This window comes from Rhodococcus wratislaviensis (genome assembly GCF_041228765.1).
GTDB lineage: Bacteria > Actinomycetota > Actinomycetes > Mycobacteriales > Mycobacteriaceae > Rhodococcus_F > Rhodococcus_F wratislaviensis.
Genome location: NZ_CP150488.1, coordinates 2,190,297 through 2,217,042 on the forward strand (window position 1 = coordinate 2,190,297; position 26,746 = coordinate 2,217,042).

The 26,746-nt window shown below is 67.7% G+C and carries 21 protein-coding genes; 17 read left to right on the plus strand and 4 right to left on the minus strand.

Annotated elements, in window-relative coordinates; all coding sequences use genetic code 11:
* Nucleotides 1-2 precede the first annotated feature (2 nt).
* Nucleotides 3-2,309: an FdhF/YdeP family oxidoreductase gene (locus WKC72_RS09855; protein WP_370182424.1), complete on the plus strand. Its 2,307-nt coding sequence runs from the start codon at nucleotides 3-5 to the stop codon at nucleotides 2,307-2,309.
* Nucleotides 2,309-3,130 carry a formate dehydrogenase accessory sulfurtransferase FdhD gene (gene fdhD, locus WKC72_RS09860; RefSeq protein ID WP_370182425.1) on the plus strand — a complete coding sequence of 274 codons (822 nt, stop codon included), beginning with the start codon at nucleotides 2,309-2,311 and terminating at the stop codon, nucleotides 3,128-3,130. Before WKC72_RS09855 ends, fdhD begins: the two co-directional genes overlap by 1 nt.
* A gap of 77 nt (nucleotides 3,131-3,207) precedes the next feature.
* On the opposite strand, the gene WKC72_RS09865 is transcribed toward fdhD, so the two are convergent.
* The 4 genes from WKC72_RS09865 to WKC72_RS09880 form a co-directional block, all read right to left on the minus strand.
* A complete protein-coding gene (locus WKC72_RS09865) occupies nucleotides 3,208-4,446 on the minus strand; it encodes a LuxR C-terminal-related transcriptional regulator (RefSeq protein ID WP_112300146.1) in 1,239 nt (412 codons plus the stop codon).
* A 101-nt stretch (nucleotides 4,447-4,547) separates the two neighbouring features.
* The gene (locus WKC72_RS09870; protein WP_370182426.1) at nucleotides 4,548-5,039 is read right to left on the minus strand and encodes a Clp protease N-terminal domain-containing protein; all 492 of its coding nucleotides are present in this window, start codon (nucleotides 5,037-5,039) and stop codon (nucleotides 4,548-4,550) included.
* Nucleotides 5,036-5,251 (minus strand): hypothetical protein, encoded by a 216-nt coding sequence (locus tag WKC72_RS09875; protein ID WP_005260938.1) that lies wholly within the window; start codon nucleotides 5,249-5,251, stop codon nucleotides 5,036-5,038. The genes WKC72_RS09870 and WKC72_RS09875 overlap by 4 nt, the downstream gene beginning before the upstream one ends.
* A gap of 59 nt (nucleotides 5,252-5,310) precedes the next feature.
* Complete coding sequence (locus WKC72_RS09880) at nucleotides 5,311-6,081, minus strand: IclR family transcriptional regulator (protein WP_037226090.1); 771 nt, start codon at nucleotides 6,079-6,081, stop codon at nucleotides 5,311-5,313.
* Between the two features lie 213 nt (nucleotides 6,082-6,294).
* Between WKC72_RS09880 and dctA the strand changes: the two genes are divergently transcribed.
* From dctA to WKC72_RS09955, 15 genes are all read left to right on the plus strand, one after another.
* Nucleotides 6,295-7,728, plus strand: coding sequence for a C4-dicarboxylate transporter DctA (gene dctA, locus WKC72_RS09885; RefSeq protein ID WP_370182427.1), 1,434 nt, complete (start codon nucleotides 6,295-6,297; stop codon nucleotides 7,726-7,728).
* Entirely contained in the window at nucleotides 7,721-8,503 is a 783-nt protein-coding gene (locus WKC72_RS09890) for an MTAP family purine nucleoside phosphorylase (protein ID WP_112300143.1), read from the plus strand. The genes dctA and WKC72_RS09890 overlap by 8 nt, the downstream gene beginning before the upstream one ends.
* Nucleotides 8,504-8,507: 4 nt before the next feature.
* Nucleotides 8,508-8,915 (plus strand): gamma-glutamylcyclotransferase, encoded by a 408-nt coding sequence (locus WKC72_RS09895; protein WP_009475269.1) that lies wholly within the window; start codon nucleotides 8,508-8,510, stop codon nucleotides 8,913-8,915.
* Nucleotides 8,916-8,941: 26 nt separating this feature from the next.
* Nucleotides 8,942-9,763 (plus strand): hydroxypyruvate isomerase family protein, encoded by an 822-nt coding sequence (locus tag WKC72_RS09900; protein ID WP_370182428.1) that lies wholly within the window; start codon nucleotides 8,942-8,944, stop codon nucleotides 9,761-9,763.
* Nucleotides 9,764-9,797: 34 nt separating this feature from the next.
* Nucleotides 9,798-10,682, plus strand: a complete 885-nt coding sequence (locus WKC72_RS09905; protein ID WP_037226085.1) for a 2-hydroxy-3-oxopropionate reductase — start codon at nucleotides 9,798-9,800, stop codon at nucleotides 10,680-10,682.
* 36 nt (nucleotides 10,683-10,718) lie between these two features.
* Nucleotides 10,719-12,524, plus strand: coding sequence for a glyoxylate carboligase (gcl, locus tag WKC72_RS09910; RefSeq protein ID WP_370182429.1), 1,806 nt, complete (start codon nucleotides 10,719-10,721; stop codon nucleotides 12,522-12,524).
* A gap of 9 nt (nucleotides 12,525-12,533) precedes the next feature.
* A complete protein-coding gene (locus WKC72_RS09915; protein ID WP_370182430.1) occupies nucleotides 12,534-13,685 on the plus strand; it encodes a glycerate kinase in 1,152 nt (383 codons plus the stop codon).
* Entirely contained in the window at nucleotides 13,682-14,740 is a 1,059-nt protein-coding gene (gene alc / locus WKC72_RS09920) for an allantoicase (protein ID WP_370182431.1), read from the plus strand. The genes WKC72_RS09915 and alc overlap by 4 nt, the downstream gene beginning before the upstream one ends.
* A 36-nt stretch (nucleotides 14,741-14,776) precedes the next feature.
* Complete coding sequence (locus tag WKC72_RS09925) at nucleotides 14,777-16,174, plus strand: NAD-dependent malic enzyme (protein ID WP_370182432.1); 1,398 nt, start codon at nucleotides 14,777-14,779, stop codon at nucleotides 16,172-16,174.
* The gene (allB, locus tag WKC72_RS09930) at nucleotides 16,167-17,510 is read left to right on the plus strand and encodes an allantoinase AllB (RefSeq protein ID WP_370184317.1); all 1,344 of its coding nucleotides are present in this window, start codon (nucleotides 16,167-16,169) and stop codon (nucleotides 17,508-17,510) included. Before WKC72_RS09925 ends, allB begins: the two co-directional genes overlap by 8 nt.
* Before the next feature lie 207 nt (nucleotides 17,511-17,717).
* Nucleotides 17,718-19,235: an NCS1 family nucleobase:cation symporter-1 gene (locus tag WKC72_RS09935; protein WP_370182433.1), complete on the plus strand. Its 1,518-nt coding sequence runs from the start codon at nucleotides 17,718-17,720 to the stop codon at nucleotides 19,233-19,235.
* Between the two features lie 12 nt (nucleotides 19,236-19,247).
* Nucleotides 19,248-19,976 (plus strand): aspartate/glutamate racemase family protein, encoded by a 729-nt coding sequence (locus WKC72_RS09940; RefSeq protein ID WP_112300136.1) that lies wholly within the window; start codon nucleotides 19,248-19,250, stop codon nucleotides 19,974-19,976.
* Nucleotides 19,977-20,060: 84 nt separating this feature from the next.
* The gene (gene aceE, locus WKC72_RS09945) at nucleotides 20,061-22,931 is read left to right on the plus strand and encodes a pyruvate dehydrogenase (acetyl-transferring), homodimeric type (protein WP_370184320.1); all 2,871 of its coding nucleotides are present in this window, start codon (nucleotides 20,061-20,063) and stop codon (nucleotides 22,929-22,931) included.
* Between the two features lie 18 nt (nucleotides 22,932-22,949).
* On the plus strand, nucleotides 22,950-24,422 hold the full coding sequence (pyk, locus tag WKC72_RS09950) for a pyruvate kinase (protein WP_370182434.1): 1,473 nt from the start codon (nucleotides 22,950-22,952) through the stop codon (nucleotides 24,420-24,422).
* Between the two features lie 135 nt (nucleotides 24,423-24,557).
* On the plus strand, nucleotides 24,558-26,741 hold the full coding sequence (locus WKC72_RS09955) for a malate synthase G (protein ID WP_370182435.1): 2,184 nt from the start codon (nucleotides 24,558-24,560) through the stop codon (nucleotides 26,739-26,741).
* Nucleotides 26,742-26,746: the final 5 nt, after the last annotated feature.

Genomic DNA, 26,746 nt, shown 5'->3' on the forward strand with positions numbered 1-26,746 from the left:
CCATGACCGACACCACCGACAGGTACACCTTCGACGAGGACGATGTCGTCGTCACGCACGAGAAATCCTATGCGGCAGGTGTTCCTGCGGTGTTGGTGTCGTTGCGTCGTGGGATCGAACAGATGGGCCCGGTGCGCACGGCCCGGACGTTGATGAAGTTGAACCAGCGGGAGGGGTTCGACTGTCCGGGGTGTGCGTGGCCGGAGACTCCGGGGCACCGCAAGCATGCGGAGTTCTGTGAGAACGGGGCGAAGGCGGTGGCGGAGGAGGCGACAACCCGCACGGTCGGCCCGGAGTTCTTCGCCGCGCATTCGGTGTCGGATCTGCTGGGTCGTACCGAGTTCTGGTTGGGGCAGCAGGGCCGGTTGACGCATCCGATGGTGTTGTTGCCGGGATCGTCGCATTACGAGCCGATCGGCTGGGACGCGGCGTTCGCGATGATCGCCGGCGAGTTGCGGGCGTTGGCGTCGCCGCACGAGGCCGTGTTCTACACGTCCGGGCGCACGTCGAACGAGGCGGCGTTCGTGTACCAGTTGATGATCCGGGCGTTCGGGACGAACAACCTGCCGGACTGCTCGAACATGTGCCACGAATCGTCCGGCAGTGCGCTGGTGGAGACGATCGGGATCGGGAAGGGGTCGGTGTCGGTTCCCGACCTCGAGAACGCCGACCTGATCCTGATCGCCGGGCAGAACCCGGGCACCAACCACCCGCGGATGCTCTCGACCCTGGAGAAGGCGAAGGGCAACGGGGCGAAGGTGATCGCGATCAACCCGCTGCCGGAGGCCGGGCTGATGCGGTTCAAGGACCCGCAGAAGGTGCACGGGGTGGTCGGCGACGGTGTGCAGATCGCGGACGAGTTCCTGCAGATCCGGATCGGCGGCGACCAGGCCCTGTTCCAGGGTTTGGGCCGGTTGCTGCTCGAGGCGGAGGACCGCAATCCCGGGACGGTGCTGGACCGGGAGTTCATCGACCGGCACACCGCGGGCTTCGAGGAGTGCGCGGCGCATCTGCGGCAGGTCGATCTGGGCACGGTGGCGGCGGCGACCGGGCTGACGCTCGAACAGATCCAGGCCACCGCGAACGCATTGATCGCCTCGAAGAAGACCATCATCTGCTGGGCGATGGGGTTGACCCAGCAGACGCACGGGGTCGCGACCATCCAGGACGCGGTGAACCTGCTGCTGTTGCAGGGGATGATCGGCAAACCCGGGGCCGGGGTGTGCCCGGTCCGCGGGCACTCGAACGTCCAGGGCGACCGGACGATGGGGATCTGGGAGAAGATGCCCGAATCGTTCCTCGCTGCGTTGGACGCCGAATTCGGCATCCGGTCACCGCGGGAGCACGGCCTGGACGCGGTCGACTCGATCCGGGCGATGCGGGACGGGAAGGCGTCGGTGTTCGTCGGGATGGGCGGCAACTTCGTCTCCGCGACCCCGGACACCGAGACCACCGAGGCCGCGCTGCGGGGGTGTGCGCTGACGGTGCAGGTGTCGACGAAACTGAACCGCTCCCACCTCGTCACGGGGCGGACCGCGCTGATCCTGCCCTCGTTGGGCCGCACCGACAAGGACGTCCAGAACGGTAAGAAACAGCAGGTCACGGTCGAGGACTCGATGTCGATGGTGCACCTGTCCCGCGGCAGCCTGAAGCCGGCCGGCGACCAGTTGCGTAGTGAGATCGCGATCGTGTGCGGGATCGCGCAGGCGCTGTTCGGTCCCGACCATTCGGTGCCGTGGCGGGAGTTCACCGCCGACTACGACCGCATCCGCGATTCCATCGCCCGGGTGATCCCCGGGTTCGAGGATTTCAATGCCAAGGTCCGCGGGCCGGACGGGTTCGGGCTGCCGCACCCACCCCGGGACGAGCGCCGGTTCGTGACGGACACGGGAAAGGCCAATTTCACGGTCAACGAGCTGTCCTGGCTGCCGGTGCCCGAGGGCCGGTTGATCCTGCAGACGATGCGCTCGCACGATCAGTACAACACCACCATCTACGGTCTCGACGACCGCTACCGCGGTGTCAAGGGCGGACGGCGGGTGCTGTTCATCGCCCCCGACGACATCGCCGCACTCGGGTACACCGACGGGGACCGGGTGGACCTGATCTCCGAATGGGAGGCCCCCGACGGGACGGTGCAGGAGCGCCGCGCCGACGACTTCCGGTTGGTGCCGTACCCCACGCCGCGGGGGAACGTCGCCGCCTACTACCCGGAGACGAATCCACTGATCCCGCTCGATCACGTGGCCCGCAAGTCGAACACCCCGGTGTCGAAGGCAATCACGATCCGTCTCGAACGGCGTCTGTGATGGGGCGTGTGACCACCCGGACCCCGGTCACCCGGATCACCGACACCCGGCAGTCCACCCGCCCCGACACCGTGGTAGTGGAGGAGCCGCTCGAGATCCGGGTGAACGGGACACCACTGGCGGTCACCATGCGCACACCCGGCTCCGATGTCGAACTGGCGCAGGGTTTCCTGCTGACCGAGGGCATCATCGCCGACCGCGCGGACATCGCGTCGATCCGCTACTGCAACAGCGTCGACAAGCACGGTGCCAACACCTACAACGTCCTCGACGTCGACCTCGCACCCGGGGTGTTCCTGCCCGACACCGGAATCGAACGCAACTTCTACACCACCTCCTCGTGCGGGGTGTGCGGGAAGGCGTCCCTCGACGCGATCCGGCAACGCACGAATCATTCACCGGCCACCGACACGGTGCGGGTGCCGGCCGCGACGATCGCGGAGCTGCCCGACCGATTGCGGGCCGCGCAACGGGTCTTCGAGACCACCGGCGGTCTGCACGCGGCCGGATTGTTCACCCGGACCGGGGAACTGCTCGCGATCAAGGAGGACGTGGGGCGGCACAACGCCGTCGACAAGCTGATCGGCTGGGCCACCGAACAGAACCGGGTCCCGCTGCGCGGCACGGTGCTGCTCGTGTCCGGCCGGGCGTCGTTCGAGCTGGCGCAGAAGGCGGTGATGGCCGGCATCCCGATCCTCGCCGCCGTGTCCGCGCCCTCCTCGCTGGCGATCGACCTCGCCCACGACACCGGGCTCACCCTCATCGGGTTCCTCCGCGGCACCACCATGAACATCTACACGCACCCCGACCGCATCACCTGACGTGAGTGGCAAAGCGTGCGCCCGCACACTTTGCCACTCACATGGGGGTCAGCGCCGGATCGGCAGCGTCGCGACGCTCATGCATGCCTGCTGGTGGCGTCGGCGCGGATGCCGGCCTCGAGGGCAATCGCGCCCGCCTCACCTCGGGACGCCACACCGAGCTTCTTCAGCACACCCGCGACGTGGAATTTGACCGTGCTCTCGCTGATGCCGAGGCTGTCGGCGATCGCCTTGTTCCGCTTGCCGGTCGCGAGGTGGCCGAGGACCTCGAGTTCGCGGGGGTTGAGGTCGCCGAGTTGCTGTTCGTCCGGTCGCGCCACCGGCACGTCGAGGGGGATCGCGACGGCCACCCGGGACCCCCACCCGTCGACCGACTCGACGTCGATCCGGCCACCGAGTGTGTGCACCCGGCCGGAGAGTTGCCGCACCAGTGCGTCGGTGTCGAGACCGCCGTCGCCGTCGTCGCGGACTTCGACGAGGAGGTTCGCGCCGTCGCAGTCCCAGGCGATGCGGATTCGCTCCAGGGCGGCCTGCGCCGCGAACGCCAGGACGGCGCTCCGCACGACGGCCCGCGCGGCGCTGGCGACCTCGCCGGGCAGCGCGCGACCGTCCACCGGCGGATCGACGTAGTCGACGCGCACAGGCCGGTGCTGGAGCAGCGGCCGCAGTTCGCCCTGCAGCCGGGCGAACGCGGTGGTGACGGCTTCCTCCGCGAGGTTGCGGTCGGATTCGCCCGCGGAACGCAGAGTCACCAGCGCCGAGGACGCCGTCTCGCTCGCTGTGATCCGCGACCGACGGTCGTCGAGGTCCTTGGACCGGAGCGTCGACAGGATCGATTCGAGCGTCGCCGCGTGCAGGTCCGTCAGCTCCACGATGGTCCTGGCCCGTTCGCTCGACGCCGCCCGCGACTCCGCCAGGTATGCCGGGCTCGCCTGCGCCACCTGATGCCGGATCGACACGGCGACGACGCCGAAGGCGCCCGCCACCAGCGGAACCTCCCGAATGCGCTGCCGCGGCTTCGGGAGAACGAGGAGGAGGGTGCCCGTCGCGTCCAGCAGCGCCCACACTTTCCGCTTCGCGCCTGCAATCACGGTTTGGTCGTCGAACGGGGTGCCTTCCGTCATGCGGGTGCGCAGCGCGTCCAGTTCGGCGATGGTGACGCGTTCGACCACCGACGGATCACCGCTGACCTTGCGGGGGCGTCCCGTGCATTCCCGGGTGAAGATCACCAGCGCGGTGTGCGGCCAGATGTCGGCGAGGAACTTGGAGAAGCGGACGGCGATGTCGGGCAGCGGACCGTCGATGACGTCCCGCATGGAACCGAGAACATCTGCAGGGGACACAGAAGTCGAGCTGGGAAGAACCACGTGTCGAGCCTATCCGCGCAGGCGGCGAACACCGGGCCTGGGCCGTCCGCTCACGATGCCGGCTCGGCCCGGGCGGCGTCGACGACGTCGGACCGGACGAGCCCCAGTGATTCCAGTGCCCGCGCCGCGGTGCCGTGCGTGATGGTGGCGACGGCTGCGACGATGTCGGCACCGACGATCGGTCGCCGTTCCGACTTCGCGAGAGCCACCGCATTGCGGAACGCGGCCTGGGCCGGTTCGGTCAGCCGCAGCGGCCCGGTGCGGGGGCGGCTCAGTGCGCTGGTGGCGACGCCCGCGTCCGTCATGCCTGCCGCCGCGAGGGCTTCCCCGTGCACGCGAATGACCGCCTCGCGCAATGCGTCCCGGTCCGATCCGAGATGCTCGAAGACCCGGCGGGCTGTACTGTCCGGCAGCGTGAACGATGCGAGCAGCAGGTGCTCGAGGCCCGGTTCCCGGTCGCCCAGCCGGTCGGCCTCGGCCTCTGTTTCGGAGAACAGCGTCTTCATCGTCCGCATGTCGCGCCATGCCCGGGTGAACTTCATCGTGTGCCCCTCGTCTTCTTGTCGGAGGATCGTCCGGGACCGAGGCGTTTGTGTGCCGCCTGACCCGAGACGCCGAGAGCCTGACCGATGTCCGCCCAGGTCCAGCCGGCGGACAGTGCGTGTGCGACGGCGTCACGCTCGAGCTGGTCGGCCTGACGCCGCAGCGCGACGACGGCGGCGAAAGCGGTCGCCGGGTTCGGATCGTCACTCACGCTATCAACTTAAGTTGATGCGGCGGATCCGTCAACCTTTGTTGATGAGTCGCCCGGATTCAGAGAGCGGCGTTCTTGTCGAACTCGGTGCCGAGTTCCTTCGCGACGCGCTTGAGTAACGGCACGATCTGGTCGGCCGACTCGAGGGTGACGCGGGCCGCGGGCCCGGAGACGGAGATGGCGGTGGGGGTCGGAGCGTTCGGCACCGGCACCGAGAAGCAACGGACGCCGATCTCCTGCTCGCCCTCGTCGATCGCGAACCCGCGGTTTCTGCTCAATTCGAGATCGGCGATCAGCATGTCGGGGTCGGTCAGGGAGTTCTCGGTGTACGTCGTCATGCCGGTCCGGCTGACCAACGAGCGCACGGCGTCATTCGACAGTTGCATGAGGATGGCTTTGCCGACGCCGGTGCAGTGCGGGTAGACGCGTCGGCCGACCTCGGTGAACATCCGCATCGCGTGCTCGGACGGCACCTGCGCGACATAGACGGCCATGGTGCCGTCGAGAACGGCCATGTTCGCGGTCTCGCCGGTTCCGCGCACCAGTTCGGACAGGTGCGGTCGCGACCAGGCGCCGATCAGCTGGGTGGCGCTCTCGCCGAGGCGAATGAGCTTGGGCCCGAGCGCGTACCGCCGGGTGGGTAGCTGCCGGACATATCCGCGGTTCATCAGCGTGCGGATGAGCCGGTGGATGGTCGGGAGGGGGAGTCCGGCCAGGTCGGCGAGTTCGCTGACCCCGATGGACCCACCGGCGCTCGCCATGATCTCGAGTATGTCGAATGCGCGCTCGACCGACTGCACGCCACCGGCCGGACTCTGACCGTTCGTCATGTCTGTCTCCATCCTCTGACTGCCCGAGAGCCTCCACATTCTTTCCGTCAGACGGAAAGGGCGCTCCGTATGACGATAGCGCGGGAGTGACGGATCGCGACGATTCCTTCGCTACATCGGTTGACAAACCCGGGTGTGACGGCGTTCACTATATCGAGATACGAAATACAACTTCCATAATATGGAAAACGCCAAGCCCCGAGGGAGGGCCCCGTGTCTGAAGTCGAAATCGCTGCGAAACCCACAAAGCAGCGTTGGTACAGATCACTTTTCGTCCAGGTCCTGATCGGAATTGCCCTGGGCATCGCCACCGGAATCCTGTTTCCGGAGTTCTCCCATCACCTGGCGCCGCTGGGTGAGGGCTTCATCAAGCTGATCAAAATGGTCGTGTCGCCGCTGATCTTCCTAGTGATCGTCACCGGCATCGCCAAGGTCGGCAGCATGAAAGCGCTCGGAAAGATCGGCGGCAAGGCGCTGCTCTGGTTCACGGCCGCGACGACCTTCGCGCTCGGGCTCGGCCTGCTCGTCGGAAACCTCGTCAAGCCGGGTAGCGGGCTCAACATCGACCCGGCCACGCTGGACACCAGCGCCCTGGACGAGAAGACGCAGGGCGGCCACCTGCCGGGTGGCGTCGAGTTCGTCATGCACATCATCCCGACCAGCGTGTTCGATGCGTTCGCGCAGAACAACCTGCTTCAGGTGCTGTTGTTCGCGATCCTGTTCGGCGTCGCGCTGGCGTCCTTCAGTGAATCGGCTCCGCCGATCCTGATGGATGTGATCGACCAGACGCTGCACGTCATCTTCCGCATCGTCGGCTACATCATGTACCTGGCGCCTCTCGGTGCGTTCGGTGCGATGGCATTCACCGTCGGCAATTACGGTGCCGGCTCCCTCAAATCCTTCGGAGTACTCATCCTGGCGTGCTACGGCGCTGCACTGGTCTTCATCGTCGTCCTGTCGATCGTGGTCAAGCTGATCACCGGAGTGAACGCATGGAAGTTCATCAAGTACTGCCGCGAAGAATTCATGCTCGCCCTGGGCACCGGATCGTCCGAGGCGGTCATGCCCCGCATCATCAAGAAGTTGGACAACGCGGGATGCGACCGCGCCGTCGTCGGTCTGGTAATCCCTACCGGCTACTCGTTCAACCTCGACGGAGCCGCGATCTACCTGTCGCTGGCGATGATGTTCCTGGCGCAGGCGGTCGGGGTGGACCTCGGCTTCGGCGAGCAGCTCGCGATCATGGGCATCCTCATTCTCAGTTCCAAGGGTATGGCGGGGGTGCCGGGGTCGGCCTTCGTCGCCCTGTCCGCGACCGCTGCCGCGATCGGCGCGTTCCCCGTGGCCGCCGTCGCGTTGCTGCTCGGCGCCGACCGGCTCATGGACTCCATGCGCGTGTTCACGAACCTGCTCGGTAACTGCCTCGCCACGTTCGTGGTCGCGAACTGGGAGGGCATGCTCGACAAGGACAAGATGCGAGCGGTTCTCGACGGGAAGGTCACGCCCGACGACCCGGACGACGTCACCATCCACCCGCACCCGGGGCACGAACACCTCCAGGACGCCCCGGCACGGCCGGCGATCGAGAGGCGCGAAGCGCTGACCACGAACGGGGCCTCGGAAGGAACGGCGAACCACCATGCCTGACACCCAGCCCACCGTCGGAGTGCTCGGCACCTGGGGTTACTACGGACTCCTCGACGACGCCGAGCAGGTTCAGGTCGACACCCCGTACGGGCCGACGTCGGACAGCATCGTCCTCGGGTCGTCAGGGGGCCGCCGGCTCGCCTACCTGACCCGCACCGGACGGCACCGCGACATCCCGCCCCACCGCATCAATGCCCGCGCGAACATCTGGGCCCTGCACAGCCTGGGTGTGCGAACGATCCTCGCGCCCACCCCGTCCGGCTCGCTGCGACCGGCGATCGGCGTCGGCTCGGTCGTCGTGCCCGACCAGCTCGTCGACCGCACCGGCCGCACCGACGACACCTTCCACGACGACGACGTCCACGTGTCCTTCGCGGATCCGTTCTGCGTCCGCGGACGCCAAGCGGTGGTCTCGACGCTCCGCCGGAGCGGATGGGTGGTCAACGACGGCGGCGTCATGGTGGCGATCCGCGGCCCCCGATTCTCGACCCGGGCCGAATCCCGCTGGTACGCGGCCCAGGGATGGGACCTGATCAGCATGACCCCGTACCCCGAGGCGGCGCTGGCCCGTGAACTCGGCATGTCCTACACCTGCATCGCCCTGGTCACCGATCACGACGTCATCAGCGACACCCCGTGGCCGGTCACCCAGGACCTGGTGCGCGAAGGTCTGGACGCCAACACCAAACGACTACGCGAAGCGCTGCTTCAGGTAGCGATCGAACTGGCAGGCAAGCCCGAACCGGCGACACCTGCCCACGGAAGAAGGAGCTGACAAGATGGCCGAATTGTTCTGCAACGGTGGAGCGATGCGTGGCGGAAACCTGCATCACAACGTGTCCGCACACACGTTCCTCGGCACGGTCCGGACCGCACCGAAGTACCGATTCTTCTCCGTACGCGACGAATTCCCCGCACTGCTGCTGGCGGAGACCGGGGGAGCCTCGATCGAGGGCGAGCTCTACGACGTGCCGATCGGCGACATTCGCACCGACTTCCTCCCCGAGGAGCCCGAGGAACTCGAGCTCACCGTGATCGAACTGTCGGACGGCCGTTCGGTTCTTGCGGTAGGCCTGCGACCGGGCCTCCTCGAGAGCAGAGCCGGCGAGCTCACCGAGATCACCGATCACGGCGGCTGGCGACGCTATCGCGGCCTGCCCGAGCCCGACAACACCACCGTCTCCTGAACACCCCGACAGTGAAAGAACAACCGATGGATACCTTGGCCTACACCCTGAACTGCTCGATCCTGCTCACCGACGTGCCGCTCCTGCAGCGCCCGCAGGCTGCCCGCGACGCCGGATTCGACGCCGTCGAATTCTGGTGGCCCTTCGACACCGCCGTACCGCGGGACAGCGACGTCGACGCGTTCGTGGCCGCGATCGAGAACGCCGGAGTGCAGCTCACCGGGTTGAACTTCGCGGCGGGCAACATGCCGGCGGGGGATCGCGGACTGCTGTCCGACCCGGCGCAGGTCTCGGCGTTCCGCGACAACATCGACATCGCCGTCGGAATCGGAGAACGGCTGGGCACCAAAGCTTTCAACGCCCTGTATGGTAATCGTATCGACGGCACGGATCCGAAGATTCAGGACGACACGGCCACCGACAACCTCGCCCAGGCGGGCAAGGCGGCGGATCGCATCGGTGCGGTCGTGCTCGTCGAACCGGTCAGCGGCACGCCGGCGTACCCGCTGAAGACCGCCGCCGAGGCGATCGCCGTCATCGACCGGGTGAAGGCCGAACACGGTGTCGATTCGCTCCGGCTCCTCGCGGACCTCTACCACCTCGAGGTCAACGGCGACGACGTCGGCGCCGCGATCGACGCCTACGCCGACCGCATCGGGCACGTGCAGATCGCGGATGCTCCGGGTCGCGGAGAACCCGGCACCGGAACGCTCGACATCGACGGCTACCTGAAGAGGCTCGCCGGACACGGCTACCGCGGATACGTCGGGCTCGAGTACAAGTCCACGCGGCCGGACACCTTCGACTGGTTGCCCCGCGAACAGCGCGCGTCCCGCGCCGCCCACTGACACACCACCACTTTCGACGGAATCGAGGAGACTCGTGAGCACTATCGCATTCATCGGACTCGGAATCATGGGTAGCCCCATGGCCGTTCATCTCGCCAAGGCCGGCCACCAGGTGGTCGGATACAACCGCTCGCCCGAGCGCACCGCGGCACTCGTCGAAGCCGGGGGCACCGCGGCGGACTCCATCGCCAAGGCCGTCGCCGGCGCCGACGTCGTGGCCGTGATGGTCCCCGACTCGCCCGACGTGCAGGCCGTACTCGCCGGTGAGGACGGAGTCTTCGACCACGCCCCGGCAGGCGCTCTGATCATCGACTTCTCCAGCATCCGGCCCGACGTGACCACCGCACTCGCCGCGCAGGCGGCCGAGCGTGGATTCCGGCTGATCGACGCCCCGGTATCGGGTGGCGAGGCCGGGGCGGTCAACGCCGCACTGTCGATCATGGTCGGCGGCGCCCCGGAAGACTTCGAGTCGGCCAGGCCGATCCTCGACGTCGTCGGGAAGACGGTGGTCCACGTGGGCCCGAACGGATCCGGGCAGACGGTGAAGGCAGCGAACCAGCTGATCGTCGCCGGCAACATCCAGCTCCTCGCCGAGGCGATCATCTTCCTCGAGGCCTACGGTGTCGACACCGCGGCCGCGGTGGAGGTACTCGGCGGCGGGCTCGCCGGATCTGCCGTCCTGAACCAGAAGGCGCAGAAGATGCTGGACCGGTCGTTCGAACCCGGATTCCGTATCGACCTGCACCACAAGGATCTCGGCATCGTGACCAGCGCTGCCCGTGAGGCCGGCGTCGTGACACCCCTCGGTGCCGTCGTCGCCCAGCTGATGGCCTCCGCCCGTGCGAACGGTGATGGTGGCCTGGATCATTCGGGCCTGCTGCGCGGAGTGGAGCGGCTGTCCGGCCGCCCCTCCCAGTGACCCGCCTCAACTCGTAATCCTCGATGGAGAACTGATATGCCTCGTATGCGCGCCGCTGATGCAGCGGTCAAGATTCTGGAACTCGAAGGTGCCACCCAGGCCTTCGGCCTCCCCGGTGCGGCGATCAACCCGTTCTACGCAGCGATGCGTGACCACGGTGGGATCAAGCACGTCCTCGCCCGCCACGTCGAGGGCGCATCCCACATGGCGGAGGGATTCACCCGCGCCAAGGCCGGAAACATCGGTGTCTGCATCGGGACGTCCGGGCCGGCCGGGACCGACATGATCACCGGCCTGTACTCGGCGATGGCGGACTCGATCCCGATCCTCGCGATCACCGGGCAGGCCCCGGTCGCGCGTCTGCACAAGGAAGACTTCCAGGCCGTCGACATCGCCGCGATCGCGGGGCCGGTCACGAAGATGGCGATGACGGTGCTCGAGCCGGCCCAGGTTCCGGGTGCGTTCGCGCAGGCATTTCACCTGATGCGGTCCGGTCGGCCCGGACCGGTTCTCATCGACCTGCCGATCGACGTGCAACTGGCGGAGATCGAGTTCGACCCGGACACGTACCAGCCGCTGCCCGTGTACAAACCGGCCGCGTCCCGGGCGCAGGCGGAGAAGGCCCTCGACATGCTGGAGGCCGCCGACCGCCCGCTGATCGTCGCAGGCGGCGGCATCATCAACGCCGACGCCGCGAATCTGCTCGTGGAACTGGCGGAACTGCTGGACGTTCCGGTGGTGCCGACGCTGATGGGCTGGGGCACCATACCGGACGATCACCGCCTCGCCGCGGGCATGGTCGGTCTGCAGACCGCCCACCGGTACGGCAACGCCACCATGCTGGCGTCGGACTTCGTCCTGGGCATCGGCAACCGCTGGGCCAACCGGCACACGGGCGGACTCGACACCTACCGCAAGGGGCGCAAGTTCGTTCACGTCGACATCGAACCCACCCAGATCGGGCGCGTGTTCGCACCGGACTACGGGATCGTCTCCGACGCCAAGGCCGCGCTCGAGCTGTTCGTCGCCGTCGCGAAGGAGCGCAAGGCCGCCGGAACCCTGGCGGACCGCAGCACCTGGGTCGAGGACTGTGCCACCCGGAAGCGGACCATGCAGCGTAAGACCCACTTCGACGACGTCCCGGTCAAACCGCAGCGGGTGTACGAGGAGATGAACCGCGTCTTCGGGCGCAACACCCGGTACGTCAGCACGATCGGGCTCTCGCAGATCGCCGGCGGCCAGTTCCTGCACGTCTACAAGGCGCGCAACTGGATCAACTGCGGGCAGGCCGGCCCGCTGGGCTGGACCATTCCCGCCGCTCTCGGAGTGGTTGCCGCGGAGCCGGAGACGCCCGTCGTGGCGCTGTCGGGTGACTACGACTTCCAGTTCATGATCGAGGAACTGGCGGTGGGCGCCCAGTTCAACCTGCCGTACATCCACGTGGTGGTGAACAACTCCTACCTGGGACTGATCCGTCAGGCGCAGCGCGCATTCGACATGGACTTCTGCGTGCAATTGGGCTTCGACAACATCAACACCCAGGAAGCCACCGAACACGATGTGCTGCCCGCGGTCCCGAAGGGGTACGGCGTCGATCACGTCAAGGTCGCCGAGGGCCTGGGCTGCAAGGCGCTGCGGGTCACCGAGCCCGGTGAGATCGCCGGCGCCCTCGAGAAGGCGCGCGAACTCGCCGGTGAGCACAAGGTGCCGGTGGTGGTCGAGGTCTTCCTCGAGCGGGTCACCAACATCGCGATGGGCACCGAACTCGACAACGTCGCCGAGTTCGAGGATCTGGCGGAGAGCTGGGAGCACGCTCCCACAGCCCTCATGCTGCTGGACTAGGGGGGCACCGTGACACGTGTACTGGTCGCACCCGACAAGTTCAAGGGATCCCTCACCGCCGCGGAAGTGGCGGACGCCCTCGCCGACGGACTCGTCGCCGGTGATCCGTCCTGGGTGATCGATCGTGTTCCGGTCGCGGACGGCGGCGACGGCACCGTCGCGGCGGCCGTCGCCGCAGGATGGTCGCCGGTCGCCGTGGCCACCACCGGGCCGACGGGTCGGCCCGTCACCTCGTCCTACGCGGTGCGCGGCTCGACCGCGGTGGTCGAACTGGCATCGGCCGTGGGCTTGGTACTGCTCCCGGACGGTGTGGCGGACCCCTTGGGTGCCAGTACATTCGGACTCGGCACCGTCGTCAGGCACGCGCTGGAGGGGGGAGCCCGCGAGATCATCGTCGGTCTCGGGGGCAGCGCGTCAACCGACGGCGGTGCCGGCTTGTTACAGGCTCTCGGCGTGCGTGTCCTCGGCGCCGACGGCACCGAGGTCGCGCAGGGGGGAGCGGCCCTGCGCCAGGCAGCCCGGGTCGACCTGACCGGCCTCCACCCGGCGGCGCGTGAGGCGCATTTCCGACTCGCCTGCGACGTCGACAATCCGCTCCTCGGCCCGACCGGGGCCACCGCGGTGTACGCAAGCCAGAAGGGCGCTGCCGCAGAAGAACTGGTGGTGCTCGAGGACGCCATGACCCGGTGGGCGCAGGTCGTGCGCGCCGCGACCGGCCGCGACGACAGCCGGGTCGCGGGGGCGGGCGCTGCGGGAGGTGCGGCGTTCGGCGCGATCTCGGTGCTGGGGGCCGACACCCGGCCCGGCATCGACACCGTCCTGGGGCTCGTCGACTTCCCCGGGAGGCTCGCCGGGGCGGACCTCGTCATCACCGGCGAGGGGTCACTCGACGAGCAGAGTCTCCACGGCAAGGCGCCGATCGGCGTCGCGACCGAGGCGCGCAGGGCCGGAATCCCCGTCCTGGCCGTGTGCGGCCGAAACCTGCTCAGCGACATCCAATTGCACAGCGCCGGCATCTCCGCGGCATACGCGCTCGCGGACCTGGAACCGGACCTTCACCGATCGATCAGAGATGCGGCGGAACTACTGCGCCGGATCGGCTGCACGATCGCGGCATCGACTGCCGAACTCGCACCACTCAGCACACGAGGAGAATCATGACGTCCACCGACTTCACCGCACTACCCGACCTCGCCTCACGCGCCCTCGGCGGAAGCGTATCCGCGGCCAACGACGAACTGTTCGCCCAGCGGGAGAACCTCATCAAGGCGGAGGCCCCGTTCTTCGACCCGGCCGATTTCGGGCACAAGGGCAAGGTGTACGACGGGTGGGAGACCCGCCGCCGCCGCGACGACGGCCACGACTACGCGATCGTCCGGCTCGGGGCCGCGGGGATCATTCACGGGATCGTCGTGGACACCGCGCACTTCAAGGGCAACTACCCGCCCTTCATCTCCGTCGAGGCGGCGTCGATCGAGGGCTACCCGTCCATCGAGGAGGTCATGAAGGCGGACTGGCAGACCATCGTCGAGAAGTCCCCGGCCGAGGGGCACGCCGCGAACGCCTACGCCGTCGCCGACCGGCACCGGTGGACACACGTGCGGCTGTCGATCTACCCCGACGGCGGCGTCGCACGGTTGCGTGTGCACGGTGAGGTCGTGCCCGACCCCCGGTTCCTGGACGGGACGGTGGACCTGCTGGCCGCGGAGAACGGCGGACGCCTCGTCGGCTGCTCCGACGCGTTCTACGCCTCGCCCGCGAACATCATCCTTCCCGGGCGGGCCCGGAACATGGGGGAGGGCTGGGAGAACTCCCGGCGTCGTGGCGGCGGCAACGACTTCGCGGTGTTCTCGCTCGCCGCGGCCGGCATTCCCCGGCACGTCGAGATCGACACCAGCTACTACGTGGGGAACGCGCCCGGCTGGGTGCGGTTGAGCACCGCCGACGCGCGGACCGCCGACATCACGGACGAGGGCGCGTGGACCGAACTGCTGTCCCGCACGGCCGTGCAGCCCGACACGAGGCACCGGTTCGTCCTGGACGCCACCGACGCGGCCACGCACCTGCGACTCGACGTCTACCCCGACGGCGGCCTGTCCCGGCTGCGGCTGTTCGGCGACCTCGACGCGACAGCGCTGTCGGAGACGCGACGCACCTGGTGGGAAGCCCTTCCCCAGAGCCATCAAGCGCTCGTCGCCGACCAGGCGCCGCGCTAGTCCGAGCCCCTACCTGACGAACCCGAGGAAACACGCATGCCCAATCCCAGTCCCGGTTACTCCATCACCGTTCGCGTCACGGCCCCGGTCGGGGCAGGCACCACTTCGACTCTCGCGGGGGCGGTGGCCTCCGTGAAAGGCGCCATGACCGCGTTGGACGTGGTGGAGAGCCACCCCGACCACATGGTCATCGACGTGACGTGCGACGCCTCCGACGTCGAGCACGCCGAGCAGATCGCATCGGCAATCGCCGACGTGCCCGGCGTCGTGGTGGGCAAGGTCAGTGACCGCACGTTCCTGCTCCACCTCGGCGGGAAACTCGAAGTGGTGCCGAAGGTTCCGCTCAAGCACCGCGACGACCTGTCCCGCGCGTACACGCCCGGTGTCGCCCGGGTCTGCACCGCCATCGCGGAGAACCCCGAGGACGTGCGGCGGCTGACGATCAAGCGCAACACCGTCGCGGTCGTCACCGACGGCTCGGCCGTGCTGGGGCTGGGCAACATCGGTGCCGCCGCGTCGATTCCCGTGATGGAGGGCAAGGCGGCACTGTTCAAGCAGTTCGCCGACGTCGACGCGTGGCCGGTCTGCCTGGACACCCAGGACACGGACGCGATCGTCGAGATCGTCCGGGCCCTCGCACCGGTGTACGGCGGAATCAACCTCGAGGACATCTCCGCCCCCCGCTGCTTCGAGATCGAGGCACGGCTCCGCGGCATGCTGGACATCCCGGTGTTCCACGACGATCAGCACGGCACCGCCATCGTGGTTCTCGCCGCACTCACCAACGCGCTGCGGGTGGTCGAGAAGAGCCTCGACACGGTGAAGATGGTGGTCTCGGGTGTCGGAGCCGCCGGACACGCGATCATCCGGCTGCTGGTCGCGCAGGGTGCGACGAACATCGTGGCGTGCGGGCGGAACGGAATCCTCTCGCCCGACGACACGTCCGACTCGTTCCGGTCCTGGATCGCGAACAACACCAACCCGGACGCGCGGTCCGGATCGCTGCGGGACGCACTGGTCGGCGCGGACGTGTTCATCGGTGTCTCGGCGCCGGACATCCTGACCGGCGACGACATCGAAACGATGGGTCCCGACTCGATCGTGTTCGCACTGGCCAACCCCGTGCCCGAGGTCGATCCGGTCGCGGCAGGCAGGCACGCGGCGGTCGTCGCGACCGGGCGCTCCGACTTCCCGAACCAGATCAACAACGTGCTCGCGTTCCCGGGCGTGTTCCGGGGTCTGCTCGACGCGCACGCCGTCGAGATCACCGACGACATGCTCATCGCCGCCGCCCGCGCGATCTCCGATTCGGTGTCTCCGTCGGAACTCAATCCCACGTACATCGTGCCGAGTGTGTTCGATGCCGCAGTCGCCCCGGCCGTGGCGGCCGCGGTGCGCGGCGCCGCGGGTGTGGGGCGTGAAGACGATGTCTGACCGGCTCGACCTGCTGTTCCGTGCCCCGCGGGTGATCACCGCGGCCGGGGAGGTCGCCCGCTGCGTGGGTGTGCGGGACGGCCGGATCGTCGTCATCGAACCGTTCGGCGCCCAGCTCGACGCCGAGGTCGTCGTCGAGCTGGGCGACGACGAGGTGCTGATCCCCGGTCTCGTCGACACGCACGTGCACGTCAACGAACCGGGCCGCACCGAGTGGGAGGGGTTCGCGAGCGCGACCCGGGCCGCGGCCGCCGGCGGGGTGACCACGATCGTCGACATGCCGCTCAACAGCATCCCGCCGACCGTCGACGTCGCGGCACTGGACGTGAAACGCCGGGTCGCCGCCGATCAGGCGTACGTCGACGTCGGGTTCTGGGGCGGCGCCGTACCCGGCAACGTCCCGGACCTGCGAGCCCTGCACGACGCGGGCGTGTTCGGATTCAAATGCTTCCTGCTGCATTCCGGCGTCGACGAGTTTCCGCCGCTGGATCCGGCCGAGCTCGAACTGGCGCTGAAGGAGATAGCGGGCTTCGGCGCGATGATGATCGTGCACGCCGAAGACGCGCACGCGATCGACCGCGCGACGTCACCCGGCGGCGAGAACTACGCGGACTTCCTCGACTCGCGGCCGCGCGGTGCCGAGAATCTCGCCATCGCAGAGGTTATCGAGCTGGCCCGGTGGACCGGGTGCCGGGTGCACATCCTGCACCTGTCGAGCTCCGATGCGTTGCCGATGATCGCGTCGGCCCGCAAGGACGGCGTGAAGCTCACCGTGGAGACGTGCCCGCACTATCTGTCGTTCGTATCCGAAGAGATACCTTCGGGAGCAACGCAATTCAAGTGCTGTCCGCCGATCCGTGAAGCCGGGAACCGTGAGCTGCTGTGGCAGGGCCTGGCCGACGGCGTGATCGACTGCGTCGTCACCGACCACTCCCCGTGCACGGTCGACCTCAAGAGATTCGACATCGGCGACTTCGGTGTCGCGTGGGGCGGCATCGCCTCGCTGCAGGTGTCGCTGTCCGCGGTGTGGTCGGAGGCCAAACGTCGCGGGCACAGCCTGAACGACGTGGTCCGGTGGATGGCGGAGAACCCGGCCGAGCAGGTCGGGCTGAACACGAAAGGGCACATCGCGCTGGGGTACGCGGCGGATTTCGCCGTGTTCGCGCCCGAGGAGGCGTTCGTCGTCGACGTGGCAACCCTGCAGCACAAGAATCCCGTCTCCGCCTACGACCGGCGTGCCCTGGCCGGCGTCGTGCGCAGTACCTGGCTTGCCGGCAAGCGGATCGACCTCGATGAGGCGCCCCGGGGACGGCTGCTCAGCCGCGGACTGGCCTGACCCTGCCCCGACCTCACCCCCTGTAGTGCTGGATCCGAAATATCTAGTGCTACAGGGGGTTTGTCGTGTTCGGGGCGATGCGGCACCAAGATATATCCTGCGGAAATCATTGACCGGCCAGTGTTGCCTGGCTCACACTTGGAGGGACCAATGGAACAAGATTTCCGTGATACGGAATATCGTTCGCCGCCACGCAAGGACAGGCACATGCTCATAGACGACACAGTCTCGCGGCACACCACCACCGTCGCGACACCGACGCCGCCAGCGACCGAGACGAGTACCACACTCTACAACCTGGACCTGGCACCCACGAAGGCCTCGGGTCGCCGCTGGGGTAGCTACAGCATCTTCACGCTGTGGACCAACGACGTCCACAACATCGCCAACTACTCGTTCGCCATCGGCCTGTTCGCGCTCGGGCTGGGCGGCGGCCACATGATCCTGTCGCTCATGATCGGCGCGGTCATCGTGTGCGTCGCGATGACCTACGCCGGGTTCATGGGCCAGAAGACGGGCGTGCCCTTCCCCGTGATGAGCCGGATCAGTTTCGGAATCCGCGGCGCCCAGATTCCCGCCATCGTCCGCGCGGTCATCGCGATCGTCTGGTTCGGAATCCAGACCTACCTCGCGTCGATCGTCTTCCGGATCTTCCTCGTCGCCGTGGCACCGTCGCTCGACCGCTTCGACCAGAACTCGATCCTCGGACTCTCCAGCCTCGGATGGATCTGCTTCATCGGGATCTGGGCGGTCCAGATCGTCGTCCTCGTCTACGGGATGGAGGCCGTGCGCCGATTCGAGAGCCTGGCCGGTCCGCTGATCCTGGTCACGGTCGGCTCGCTTGCCCTGTGGATGCTGTTCCGCACCGACTTCTCGATCGCGTGGACGTCCGATCAGCCCGCCTCGGGTGGGGAGATGTGGCGGCAGGTCTTCGCCGGGGCGGCCCTGTGGATGTCGATCTACGGCACCCTGATCCTCAACTTCTGCGACTTCTCACGGCGCTCCCCGTCGAAGACCGCCGTCGTGCGCGGCAACTTCTGGGGTCTGTTCGTCAACGTCCTCGCGTTCGCCGTCATCGCGTTCATTCTGTGCGGCGCCCAGTTCCAGATCGACGGGACGATCATCGACAGCCCCACCGACATCGTCGCGGCAATCCCGAACACCCTGTTCCTGTCGCTGGCCTGCCTCGCCCTCGTGATCGTGACGATGGCCGTCAACGTCATGGCGAACTTCGTGGCACCGTCGTACGTGCTGTCGAACCTCGCCCCCGAGAAGATCAGCTTCCGCAAGGCCGGCATCATCAGCGCCTGCATCGGCGTGGTCCTGCTGCCCTGGAATCTCTACGACAGCCCGGTGGTGATCAACTACTTCCTCGGTGGCCTCGGTGCCGTCCTCGGCCCGCTGTTCGGCATCATCTTCGTCGACTACTGGTTCATCCGCCGCACCAAGGTCGACGTACCCGCCCTCTACTCGGACAGTCCGACCGGAACCTACTACTACCGCAAGGGATTCAACCTTCGGGCGATCTATGCCCTCGTTCCCGCCGCGCTCGTCAGCACCTTGTTCGCGGTCGTCCCGGCCTTCCATCTCGTCGCCCCGTTCTCCTGGTTCATCGGAGCGGGCCTGGCGGCAGCAATCTACGCGGTCGTCGGCGACCGCACCCGGCAGTACGTGGACGTGTCCGGCGAGTCCATCGCCGTGGACAGCGGCCACGGCGACCACTGACAGGAGCTTTCGATGCGTATTCTCGTCGTCAACGTCAACACCACCACGTCCATCACGGACGCCATCGCCAAGCAGGCCGAGACCGTGGCGGCACCCGGTACCGAGATCGTCGGGCTCACACCGGAGATCGGTGCGGAATCCGTGGAAGGGAACTTCGAAAGCTACCTCGCCGCGATCGCGGTGATGGACCGGGTGCGGTCGTACCCGGAACAGTACGACGCGGTGATCCAGGCCGGGTACGGCGAACACGGCCGGGAGGGCCTGCAGGAACTGCTCGACGTACCCGTCGTCGACATCACCGAGGCGTCCGCCAGTGTCGCAATGATGCTGGGACACAAGTACTCCGTGGTCACCACCCTCGACCGCACCGTACCGCTCATCGAAGACCGGCTCCGGCTCGCCGGCCTCGACGCCAAGTGCGCGAGTGTACGCGCGAGCGGTCTGCCCGTCCTCGCGCTGGAATCCGACCCCGAGGCCGCGATCGAGGCGATCGTCGACGAGGCCGAAGCTGCTGTGCGCGAAGACAAGGCCGAGGTGATCTGCCTCGGCTGCGGCGGAATGGCCGGCCTCGACGACCGAATCCGTGAGCGCACCGGCGTTCCGGTGGTCGACGGCGTCAGTGCGGCTGTCAAATTGGCGGAATCTCTTGTAGGGTTGGGACTCTCGACCTCGAAGGTGCGCACCTACGCGCCCCCACGTCCCAAGCAGATCACAGGATGGCCGCTCGCGAAACCGCGGTAGTCACCTGTGCAGTGAGTCGCACAGCGTCGTCCTCACCCCGGACGGCCACCACGGCGCCCTATCCCGCGCCCGCAACGATGGAGTATCCCTTTGCTCGAACAGACCACGACCTCCGTAGACCCCGGCCGCGCCGGTTCGGTTCGCGTCATCCGTGAGGGTGTTGCGTCTTATCTGCCGGATATCGACCCGGACGAGACCACGGAGTGGTTGGAATCGTTCGACGGACTGTTGGACCGGTCCGGACCGACCCGTGCCCGGTATCTGATGTTGCGGATGCTCGAGCGGGCCGGGGAGAAGCACGTCGCCTTGCCGGCGTTGACGTCGACCGATTATGTGAACACCATCCCGACGGAGAACGAGCCGTGGTTCCCCGGCGACGAGGAGACCGAGCGCCGGTACCGGGCGTTCATCCGGTGGAACGCGGCGGTGATGGTGACCCGTGCGCAACGGCCGGGGGTCGGGGTCGGTGGCCACATCTCGACGTATGCGTCGTCGGCCGCGCTGTACGAGGTGGGGTTCAACCACTTCTTCCGCGGCAAGGACCATCCCGGTGGTGGGGATCAGATCTTCATCCAGGGCCACGCGTCGCCGGGCATCTATGCCCGCGCCTTTTTGGAGGGGCGGATCCCGGCGGAGCGGATGGACGGGTTCCGGCAGGAGCACTCGCACGCCGATCAGGGCGGCGGGTTGCCGTCGTACCCGCACCCCCGGCTGCTGCCGGATTTCTGGGAGTTCCCGACCGTGTCGATGGGGTTGGGCCCGATGAACGCGATCTACCAGGCCCGGTTCAACCATTACCTGCACGACCGCGGCATCAAGGACACCGCCGATCAGCATGTGTGGGCGTTCCTCGGGGACGGGGAGATGGACGAACCGGAATCGCGGGGTCTGGCGCATGTGGCGGCCACCGAAGGTCTGGACAATTTGACGTTCGTGGTGAACTGCAACCTGCAGCGCCTCGACGGCCCGGTCCGCGGCAACGGCAAGATCATCCAGGAGCTGGAGTCGTTCTTCCGCGGCGCCGGCTGGAACGTGATCAAGGTGGTCTGGGGCCGCGAGTGGGACGCGTTGTTGCACGCGGACCGGGACGGTGCCCTGGTCAACCTGATGAACGTCACCCCGGACGGCGACTACCAAACCTATAAGGCCAACGACGGCGGGTACGTGCGGGAGCACTTCTTCGGGAGGGATCCGCGGACGAAGGAACTGGTCGCGAACCTGTCCGATCAGGACATCTGGAACCTCAAGCGCGGCGGGCATGATTACCGCAAGATCTACGCCGCGTACGCGGCGGCGATGGCGCACAAGGGGCAGCCGACGGTGATCCTGGCGCACACCATCAAGGGCTACACCCTGGGCAAGCACTTCGAGGGCCGCAACGCCACCCACCAGATGAAGAAGCTGACCCTGGATGATCTGAAGAATTTCCGGGACCTGCAGCGCATCCCGATCTCCGACGAAGAGTTGGAGAAGGACCCGAAGATGCCGCCGTACTACCACCCCGGCACGGACGCCCCGGAAATCCGGTACATGCTCGACCGGCGGAAGGCGTTGGGTGGGTTCCTGCCGCAGCGCCGCACCAGCCCGGCGCCGTTGCCGCAGCCGGCGGACTCGACCTACGACGTGGTCCGCAAGGGCTCCGGTAAGCAGCAGGTCGCGACCACCATGGCGTTGGTGCGGATCATGAAGGAGTTGTTGCGGGACAAGGAGATCGGCAAGCGGATCGTGCCGATCATCCCGGACGAGGCCCGCACCTTCGGGATGGACTCCTGGTTCCCGTCGCTGAAGATCTACAACCGCAACGGGCAGTTGTACACCGCGGTCGACGCCGATCTGATGCTGGCCTACAAGGAGTCGGAGATCGGGCAGATCCTGCACGAGGGCATCAACGAGGCCGGCTCGACCGCCTCGTTCACCGCGGTCGGCACCTCCTATGCCACCCACGGTGAGCCGATGATCCCGCTGTACATCTTCTACTCGATGTTCGGGTTCCAGCGCACCGGCGACGGCCTGTGGGCGGCGGCGGATCAGATGGCCCGCGGCTTCGTCCTCGGCGCCACCGCCGGCCGCACCACCCTGACCGGCGAGGGACTCCAGCACGCCGACGGGCACTCGCTGCTGCTGGCGTCGACGAACCCGGCCGCCGTCGCCTACGACCCGGCGTTCTCCTACGAGATCGCGCACATCGTCAAGGACGGGCTGCGCCGGATGTACGGCGGCACCGAGGGGGTCGACGGGTTCGGTGGCGACGACATCTTCTACTACATCACCCTCTACAACGAGCCCTACACCCAGCCCGCCGAGCCCGCCGACCTGAACGTCGAGGGCCTGCTCAAGGGCATGTACCTGTTCAAGAAGTCCGAGGCATCCGGCGGCTCCGCGCCAGAAAATGGGCACTCCGCAGGCTCCGCGCCAGAAAATGGGCACTCCGCAGGCTCCGCGCCTAGGGCCCAGATCCTGGTCTCCGGTGTCACCATGCCCGAGGGGCTGCGCGCCCAGCAGCTGCTCGCCGAGGACTGGGGTGTGGCCGCGGACGTGTGGTCGGTCACCTCCTGGGGTGAGCTGCGCCGCGAGGGCATCGAACGGGAGCAGCAGGCGCTGCGCGACCCCGGCACCGACGCCCCGCTGCCGTACGTCACGCAGGCGTTGTCCGATGCCGCCGGCCCGTTCGTGGCGGCCTCGGACTGGATGCGCGCCGTCGCCGACCAGATCCGCCAGTGGGTCCCCGGCTCGTACACCACCCTCGGCACCGACGGGTTCGGGTTCTCCGACACCCGCCCCGCCGCCCGCCGGTACTTCAACGTCGACGCCGAATCCATCGTCGTCGCCGTGCTGTCCGCCCTCGCCGGCGAAGGCACCCTCGACCGCTCCAAGGCCGTCGAAGCCGCCAACCGGTACCGCATCGACGACGTCCGCGCCGCCGCCATCTCCTACGCCGACACCGGCAGTGCATAGAACGGAATCGAAAAACCGATGACAGCAACAGTTTCCGAACAACTCCTCACACCCGTCCGGGAGGCGCCCGCGTCGGCGAGGCGCGCGAAGATCGTGTGCACCCTCGGGCCTGCAACGGCAACCGGCGACCGCATACGCGAACTCGTCGACTGCGGAATGGACATCGCACGGCTCAACTTCAGCCACGGCGAACACGCCGACCACGAGGAGAACTACCTCCGGGTGCGGGACGCGTCCGAACTCACCGGCCGGGCGGTCGGTGTACTCGCCGACCTCCAGGGCCCGAAGATCAGGTTGGGGCGCTTCGCCGAAGGCAGCACCGTCTGGTCGGACGGCGACGTCGTGCGGATCACCGTCGACGAGTGCGACGGCACCCACGACCGTGTGTCGACCACCTACAAGCAACTGGCCGAGGACGCCGCGCCCGGTGACCGGTTGCTCGTCGACGACGGCAAGATCGGATTGGTCGTCACCGGCGTCGACGGCAACGACGTCGTGTGCCGGGTCACCGAGGGTGGCCCGGTCAGCAACAACAAGGGTGTGTCGCTGCCGGGGATGAACGTGTCGGTTCCCGCCCTGTCGGACAAGGACATCGCCGATCTCGAGTTCGCGCTGCGTCTCGGTGTCGACCTCATCGCCCTGTCGTTCGTGCGATCGGCGGCAGACATCGAACTCGTCCATGCCGTGATGGACCGGGTCGGCCGCCGGGTCCCCGTGATCGCGAAGCTCGAGAAACCGGAGGCGATCGACAACCTCGAGGCGATCGTGCTGGCGTTCGACGCCGTGATGGTCGCCCGGGGCGATCTGGGCGTCGAACTTCCCCTCGAACAGGTGCCGCTCGCGCAGAAACGGGCCATCCAGGTCGCCCGCGAGAACGCGAAGCCGGTGATCGTCGCGACGCAGATGCTCGAGTCGATGATCGAGAACTCGCGGCCCACCCGCGCCGAGGCGTCCGACGTGGCCAACGCCGTCCTCGACGGCGCCGACGCCGTCATGCTGTCGGGTGAAACGTCCGTCGGGAACCACGTGATGGAGACGGTCCGCACCATGGGCCGCATCATCAGTGCCGTGGAGGAGAAGTCCACACACGTTCCGCCGCTGGCGCACGTGCCCCGCACGAAGGGCGGAGTGCTGTCCTACGCGGCACGCGACATCGGGGAACGATTGGGCGCGGCGGCACTCGTCGCGTTCACCCAATCCGGAGACACCGTCCGGCGGCTCGCGCGGCTACACACTCCGCTGCCGTTGCTGGCGTTCACCCCGCTCCCGGCGGTGCGCGCTCAACTCGCGCTGACGTGGGGCACCGAGACGTTCCTCGTCGACCCCGTCGAATCGACCGACCAGATGATCCACCAGGTCGACCACGCGCTCCTCGGCCTGGGCCGGTACCAGCGGGGCGACCTCGTCGTCATCGTCGCGGGATCGCCTCCGGGCACCGTCGGCTCGACCAACCTGATCCACGTCCACAGGATCGGCGAGGAAGACCACTGATCGGATGTGACGCTGTAACCGTACGCCCGTCCGCTATTGACAGAACTCGATGGACACGGTTTTCTTAATGTCAAGATACGAAACTGTGTTTTCGCATCGTGGAAGTTTTGCCAAGTGCGGAAGGTGAGTCATTTCATGACTGAGCGTGTTGAGGTCGGCGGTCTGCAGGTCGCGAAGGTGCTCTACGACTTCGTGAACGAGGAGGCGCTGCCCGGGACCGGGGTGTCGGTGGACGGGTTCTGGTCGGGTGCGGCCACGGTGATCGGGGATCTGGCGCCGAAGAACCAGGCGCTGCTCGCCACCCGCGACGACCTGCAGGCCCGGATCGACGCCTGGCACCGGGACCGGGCCGGCACCGCGATCGACCCGGCCGAGTACACGGCGTTCCTCACCGAGATCGGGTACCTGGTGCCCGAACCGGCCCCGTTCGCGGTGTCCACGGCGAACGTGGACACCGAGATCACCGCCACCGCCGGCCCGCAGCTGGTGGTCCCGGTCCTCAACGCCCGCTTCGCGCTGAACGCCTCCAACGCCCGCTGGGGGTCGCTGTACGACGCCCTGTACGGCACCAACGCCATCCCCGACGACGGCGGCGCGGAGGCGGGCGACACCTACAACAAGGTCCGCGGCGACAAGGTCATCGCCTGGGCCCGGCAGTTCCTCGACACCGCCGCCCCCCTCGCGCAGGGGTCGCACGCCGACGCCGCCCGCTACACCGTCGACGGCACCACCCTGCGGGTGCAGCTCGCCGACGGCACCATCACCGGCCTCGCCGAGCCGGGCAAGTTCGTCGGCTACCTCGGCGCCCCCGACGCCCCGACCGGTGTGCTGCTGCGCAATCACGGATTGCACGCGGAAATCCAGATCGACCCCACCTCCCCGATCGGCCGGACGGACGCGGCCGGGGTCAAGGATGTGGTGCTCGAGTCCGCGGTCACCACCATCATGGACTTCGAGGACTCCGTCGCCGCCGTCGACGCCGACGACAAGGTGATCGGCTACCGCAACTGGCTCGGACTCAACCGCGGCGACCTGGCCGAGGAGATGACCAAGGGCGGGACGGCGTTCACCCGCCGCCTCAACCCCGACCGGGTGTACACCGCCCCGGACGGGTCCGAACTGACCCTGCACGGGCGGTCGCTGCTGTTCGTCCGCAACGTCGGCCATCTGATGACCACCCCGGCGATCCTGCACCCGGACGGCACCGAAATCCCCGAGGGCATCCTCGACGCCCTGATCACCTCCCTGTGCGCCGTCCACGGGCTCGGCACCTCCGAGGCGACCGGCCCGCTGGTCAACTCCCGCACCGGGTCGATCTACATCGTCAAACCCAAGCAGCACGGACCCGACGAGGTCGCGTTCACCACCGAACTGTTCGGCCGCGTCGAGCAGGTGTTGGGATTGCCCGGCAACACCCTCAAGGTCGGCATCATGGACGAGGAACGCCGCACCACCGTCAACCTCGCCGCCTGCATCCGGGAGGCGTCGGAGCGGGTGGTGTTCATCAACACCGGGTTCCTCGACCGCACCGGCGACGAGATCCACACCTCGATGGAGGCCGGGCCGATGATCCGCAAGGCCGAGATGAAGAAGCAGACCTGGATCACCGCCTACGAGGACTGGAACGTCGACGTCGGCCTGGCGTGCGGGTTGCAGGGGCGGGCGCAGATCGGCAAGGGCATGTGGGCGATGACCGAGCTGATGGCCGAGATGCTCGAGCAGAAGATCGGCCACCCCAAGGCCGGCGCGAACACCGCGTGGGTGCCGTCCCCGACCGGGGCCACCCTGCACGCCACCCACTACCACCAGGTCGACGTGGTCGCCGTCCAGAACCGGCTGACCGGCACCCGGCGGGCCACCCTCGACGAGATCCTCACCATCCCCCTCGCCCCGAACACCGACTGGTCCGAGGCCGAGAAGCAGGAAGAACTCGACAACAACTGCCAGTCCATCCTCGGGTACGTGGTCCGGTGGATCGACGCCGGCGTCGGCTGCTCCAAGGTCCCCGACATCCACGACGTCGCCCTGATGGAGGACCGGGCCACCCTCCGCATCTCCTCCCAGCTGCTGGCGAACTGGATCCGGCACGGCGTGGTCACCGCCGACCGGGTGGTGCAGTCGCTGCAACGGATGGCCCCGGTGGTGGACCGGCAGAACCAGGGCGATCCCACCTACCGGCCGCTGGCCCCGGACTTCGACACCAACATCGCCTTCCAAGCCGCCAAGGAACTCATCCTCGACGGCACCCACCAGCCGTCGGGCTACACCGAACCGATCCTGCACCGCCGCCGCCGCGAATACAAAGCCGCCAACGCCTGACCGAT

What these genes read in the sequence shown, in the direction of transcription:
- WKC72_RS09890 (WP_112300143.1), top strand. Translation starts at nt 7,721, where the DNA reads ATGCCTGACACCCAGCCCACCGTCGGAGTGCTCGGCACCTGGGGTTAC.
- WKC72_RS09855 (WP_370182424.1), top strand. Translation starts at nt 3, where the DNA reads ATGACCGACACCACCGACAGGTACACCTTCGACGAGGACGATGTCGTC.
- pyk (WP_370182434.1), top strand. Translation starts at nt 22,950, where the DNA reads ATGACAGCAACAGTTTCCGAACAACTCCTCACACCCGTCCGGGAGGCG.
- gcl (WP_370182429.1), top strand. Translation starts at nt 10,719, where the DNA reads ATGCCTCGTATGCGCGCCGCTGATGCAGCGGTCAAGATTCTGGAACTC.
- WKC72_RS09900 (WP_370182428.1), top strand. Translation starts at nt 8,942, where the DNA reads ATGGATACCTTGGCCTACACCCTGAACTGCTCGATCCTGCTCACCGAC.
- WKC72_RS09925 (WP_370182432.1), top strand. Translation starts at nt 14,777, where the DNA reads ATGCCCAATCCCAGTCCCGGTTACTCCATCACCGTTCGCGTCACGGCC.
- WKC72_RS09880 (WP_037226090.1), bottom strand. Translation starts at nt 6,081, where the DNA reads ATGACGAACGGTCAGAGTCCGGCCGGTGGCGTGCAGTCGGTCGAGCGC.
- WKC72_RS09940 (WP_112300136.1), top strand. Translation starts at nt 19,248, where the DNA reads ATGCGTATTCTCGTCGTCAACGTCAACACCACCACGTCCATCACGGAC.
- WKC72_RS09870 (WP_370182426.1), bottom strand. Translation starts at nt 5,039, where the DNA reads ATGAAGTTCACCCGGGCATGGCGCGACATGCGGACGATGAAGACGCTG.
- WKC72_RS09865 (WP_112300146.1), bottom strand. Translation starts at nt 4,446, where the DNA reads ATGCGGGACGTCATCGACGGTCCGCTGCCCGACATCGCCGTCCGCTTC.
- fdhD (WP_370182425.1), top strand. Translation starts at nt 2,309, where the DNA reads ATGGGGCGTGTGACCACCCGGACCCCGGTCACCCGGATCACCGACACC.
- alc (WP_370182431.1), top strand. Translation starts at nt 13,682, where the DNA reads ATGACGTCCACCGACTTCACCGCACTACCCGACCTCGCCTCACGCGCC.
- WKC72_RS09955 (WP_370182435.1), top strand. Translation starts at nt 24,558, where the DNA reads ATGACTGAGCGTGTTGAGGTCGGCGGTCTGCAGGTCGCGAAGGTGCTC.
- WKC72_RS09935 (WP_370182433.1), top strand. Translation starts at nt 17,718, where the DNA reads ATGCTCATAGACGACACAGTCTCGCGGCACACCACCACCGTCGCGACA.
- allB (WP_370184317.1), top strand. Translation starts at nt 16,167, where the DNA reads ATGTCTGACCGGCTCGACCTGCTGTTCCGTGCCCCGCGGGTGATCACC.
- WKC72_RS09895 (WP_009475269.1), top strand. Translation starts at nt 8,508, where the DNA reads ATGGCCGAATTGTTCTGCAACGGTGGAGCGATGCGTGGCGGAAACCTG.